The organism is Chamaesiphon polymorphus CCALA 037, from assembly GCF_003003845.1.
Lineage (GTDB): Bacteria > Cyanobacteriota > Cyanobacteriia > Cyanobacteriales > Chamaesiphonaceae > Chamaesiphon > Chamaesiphon polymorphus.
Genome location: NZ_PVWO01000716.1, coordinates 1 through 2,252, shown reverse-complemented (window position 1 = coordinate 2,252; position 2,252 = coordinate 1). Strand labels below are relative to the sequence as shown.

The following is a 2,252-nucleotide window of genomic DNA, read 5'->3' as shown; positions in this document are numbered from 1 at the left end:
CCCTGCGGGCACCCCTCCTGGGAGGGGATTTTTATGGGCGCGATCGATTATCAACGATCTAACGACCCAGACCAATATAGTCTTGGAGGGCTTTGACTTCTAGAGGTTGCGATTGGAGGGCGGCGATCGCGGCGGCGGTGGCTTTGGCTCCGGCAATTGTAGTAACCATGCCGATTTTGTAGACTAGGGCGGTGCGGCGAATGAGTTTGCCGTCGGCTTGGGCTTCTTCACCAGAGGGGGTGTTGATAATTAGTTGAATTTGGCCGTTTTTGATAATATCGACGACATGGGGGCGACCTTCGTGGAGTTTGAGGACGGATTCGACGACTAAGCCGTGTTCCTCTAGGACTTTTTGGGTGCCGGATGTGGCAACGATTTTGAAGCCGAGGGCGATCAGATCGCGAGCTACAGGGACGACTGCGAGTTTATCGCGATCGCTAGTGGAGACGAAGACTTTGCCCGTGAGGGGTAATTTTTGTCCGGCGGCGAGTTCGGCTTTGGCAAAGGCGCGCCCGAATTCAATATCGATGCCCATGACTTCGCCTGTCGATCGCATTTCGGGGCCTAAAATTGTATCGGTACCGGGGAATCTGTCGAAGGGTAAGACGGCTTCTTTGACGGCGATATGGGTTGGAATTACTTCGGCGGTATATTCCAAGCTGGTAAGGGTTTCGCCAGACATAATTCGTGCGGCATAACCTGCGAGCGGGATGCCTGTGGCTTTGGCGACGAAGGGGACGGTGCGGGAGGCGCGGGGATTGGCTTCGATGATGTAGACTTTATCGGCTTGGACGGCGAATTGAATATTCATCAACCCGATGACTTTGAGAGAGCGCGCTAATTCTATCGTCCATTGGCGAATTGTGGCGATCGTCTCGTCTGAGAGGGAGACGTAGGGCAGCGAACAGGCGGAATCGCCGGAGTGAATTCCGGCTTGCTCGATATGCTCCATTATTCCGCCGATGACGACGTGTCCGGATGCGTCGGCAATGGCGTCTACATCGACTTCTATGGCATTCTCTAAGAACTTATCGATCAGAATCGGGTGGTCGGGTTCTACCTGCACCGCATAGGTCATATAGCGTTCGAGTTCGGTGTCGGAGTAGACGATTTCCATCGCGCGTCCGCCGAGGACATAAGAGGGACGGACGACGACGGGATAGCCGATCCGATTGGCGACGAGCAGGGCATCGTCATAATCGCGCGCCATGCCATTAGCGGGTTGTTGGATGTCTAATTGGCGCAATACTAGCTCGAACCGTTCCCGATCTTCGGCCATATCGATCGAATCGGGACTGGTACCCCAAATTTTGGTGCGGACGCCATTGGGATCCTGCGCTTGGGCATCTAAATATGATTGGAGCGGTACGGCTAATTTGAGGGGAGTTTGGCCGCCAAATTGGATGATAATTCCTTCTGGCTGCTCGGCTTCGATGATATTGAGGACGTCTTCTTTAGTCAGCGGCTCGAAATACAAGCGATCGCTGGTATCGTAATCGGTGGAAACGGTTTCGGGATTGGAATTGACCATGATCGTTTCAAATCCCTGTTTGCTGAGTGCGTAGGCGGCATGGCAGCAACAGTAGTCGAATTCGATCCCTTGGCCGATCCGATTGGGGCCGCCGCCGAGGATCATCACCTTACGGCGCGTGGAGGGGATAACTTCGGTTTCTTCTTCGTAGGTGGAGTAGTAATAGGGCGTCTCGGCTTCAAATTCGGCGGCGCAGGTATCGACTAATTTGTAGGCGGGAACGACGCCTAAAGACTTACGATAGGTGCGGACGTTATCTTCGGTAGTTTTAGTTGCATACGCAATCTGTCGATCGCTAAAACCTTGACGTTTGATATCCCATAATTGTGGTTTGGTAAGGGATGTTAATTGTTGGGTTTTGAGGAAGGATTCGGTGGTGAGGATATCTTGGAGTTTATCTAGGAACCACGGATCGACTCCCGTCAGTTCGTAGATGTCTTCTACAGACATCTTTAGTTGCATGGCGTGGCGGATGCTAAAAATCCGATCGGGTGTCGGAGTCCGCAGTAGCGAACGCACTTGCTCGATCGAAGGTAAAGATTCATCGCGATCGCAGCCCCAGCCAAATCGACCGATTTCAAGCGATCGTAAGGCTTTTTGAAATGACTCTTGGAATGTCCGTCCGATCGCCATGGCTTCGCCGACTGACTTCATTTGAGTGGTCAGTGTTTGGGAGGAGCCGGGGAATTTTTCAAAGGCGAACCGAGGGATTTTGGTTACC

Annotated in this window: 1 protein-coding gene; it reads right to left on the bottom strand. The window is 52.8% G+C overall.

Annotated elements, in window-relative coordinates; genetic code table 11:
* Positions 1-58 precede the first annotated feature (58 nt).
* Positions 59-2,252, bottom strand: a 2,194-nt coding sequence (carB, locus tag C7B77_RS28625) for a carbamoyl-phosphate synthase large subunit (protein WP_106313073.1), incomplete at its 5' end; no start/stop codon positions are given.